This is a genomic window from Ruminococcus sp. CAG:330, assembly GCF_000437175.1.
Taxonomy (GTDB): domain Bacteria; phylum Bacillota; class Clostridia; order Oscillospirales; family Ruminococcaceae; genus Ruminococcus_C.
In genome coordinates, this window is record NZ_FR897996.1 from 1 (window position 1) to 1784 (window position 1784).

Here is a 1784-nt window from a genome sequence, read left to right on the forward strand (position 1 = left end):
TTTTGTTCCGGCTGCCGTTTCTTATTTGTTAGATGCCTCCAGATGCTTTAAGATGAAGTCGTGAACTTTCTCCGGACGAATGCCCAGCACCAGACCGAATTCCTGATACACCCGATTCTCTGCGGCATACATAGCGCTCTCATCGGCAGAGGAGAGTTTGTGTCCGGCGTGCTTTTTACGCTCCTGTTCCTGATGCAGTGTCCGCATCATGCGGATGATCTCCCGATTGTCGTCGCCACCGAGAACTGTGTGGAACTGGTTCCGGCGTTCCCGGCTGTTGGTGCACCACGCTTCTTCCGACTCTGCGGGAATCTCGTCGATCAGGTGGTAGATCTCCTCTTTGGTCAGCAGCGGCCGCAGGCGCATTTCTGCGTGTTCCACTGGCACATAATAGGTGGAGTTTTTGCTGTCCAGCGGCTGTAATTTATAGTACTGGATTTCCTGTATGCCGTCTGGGGATTGGGTTTCCTGACCAATGACACGGCAGACGCCGGAGCCGGCGTAAGAAACATAGTCGTCTGGTTGGTAGGTGTGTTTGTCTGTGGTTTCCATAAAATGCAGCCTTCCTTTCAAGGTTTTTTCTTTGTTTTTCTTTCTTTTTCAATTATACCACAATCTGACAGGAAATTCCAGAGGGATTTTCGCCAAAAACACCGCTGATAAAATTGTGCACTATTTCAGAATTTTGCCCGCCGTTTCGGTGCATTTCGCTAAATTTCGGATTTTTTTGAAAAGAATTGCAGTTGGTACAATTCTGAAAAACTAAACTGCTATAATGGAACCAGAATCAAAGAGAAACCGAAATGCCCTTCCGGGCGTTTGCCGGAGGCGGTCAAAAAGGAAAGGAGAAACATCATGACAACCCAGAAAGAACAGAACAGACAGAATCTTTCCGCCATGTCCAACGAAGAACTGTGCATATTGGTGCAGCAGGGAAATCAGGATGCCCAGGCGCAGCTGCTGCTGCAGAATGACGGCATGATCCACACCATCGCATGGCGGGAGCGGAAGCGGTACGCCTACCTTTCCCTGGAGCTGGAGGATTTGTGGGCAGCCGGACAGCTGGGGCTGCTGCGGGCGGCAAAGCTGTTTCGGGAGTCCTGTGATGTCCGGTTTGCCACCTATGCATGGATTCACGTGCGGCAGGCGGTGCAGCGGGAGATCATGAACAACGGTATGGTGGTACGGATTCCCGTTCATCTCCATGACCGGCTCCACAGGATGATGCTCTACCGTGATCCGTTTTCCGGCGTGGACTACCAGAAGCTGGCGGCGCAGATGACAGAGGATTCCGAGAACGGCGTGACCGTGACAGCGGCAGAAGTGCACGAGTGCGTCTGTCAGGTGGAACCCATGTCGGCGCTGCGAAGCCTGAACGAGATGGTGGCGCTGGACGGTTCAACGGAACGGCAGGAACTGCTGGCAGACCAGAACGTGGAAAATCCGGAGGAAATCGCAAGCCGCCGGCTTTTGATCGAAACGCTGATGGCACAGCTGGACGAGCGGGAGCGCCGGATCATCACCATGCGCTATGGGCTGGACGGTATGCCAGAGCGCACGCTGGAAGAGGTGGGAAAAACCTTTCAGGTGAGTAAGGAGCGTGCACGGCAGCTGGAACAGCGTGCGATGCGGAAGCTGCAATGCTGGGGTGCAAAGAATCGAATGGCGCTGGAAGTGTGAGAGGAGAGAGATGCGCTTCATAGGGGCACGGGAAACCGTGTCCTTTTGTTTTGCAGGGACAGCTAATCCCGTTGAAAACGTTCCACCGGAACGTTTTCAAAATC

At 53.2% G+C, this 1784-nt stretch carries 2 protein-coding genes; one reads left to right on the plus strand and one right to left on the minus strand.

Annotated features, from left to right (window positions below; all coding sequences use genetic code 11):
- Positions 1–21: 21 nt before the first annotated feature.
- The gene (locus tag QZL66_RS01280) at positions 22–552 is read right to left on the minus strand and encodes a CarD family transcriptional regulator (RefSeq protein ID WP_022409958.1); all 531 of its coding nucleotides are present in this window, start codon (positions 550–552) and stop codon (positions 22–24) included.
- Positions 553–855: 303 nt separating this feature from the next.
- Between QZL66_RS01280 and QZL66_RS01285 the strand changes: the two genes are divergently transcribed.
- Positions 856–1680 carry a sigma-70 family RNA polymerase sigma factor gene (locus QZL66_RS01285; protein WP_022409959.1) on the plus strand — a complete coding sequence of 275 codons (825 nt, stop codon included), beginning with the start codon at positions 856–858 and terminating at the stop codon, positions 1678–1680.
- Positions 1681–1784 lie beyond the last annotated feature (104 nt).

What these genes read in the sequence shown, in the direction of transcription:
- QZL66_RS01280 (WP_022409958.1), bottom strand. Translation starts at nt 552, where the DNA reads ATGGAAACCACAGACAAACACACCTACCAACCAGACGACTATGTTTCT.
- QZL66_RS01285 (WP_022409959.1), top strand. Translation starts at nt 856, where the DNA reads ATGACAACCCAGAAAGAACAGAACAGACAGAATCTTTCCGCCATGTCC.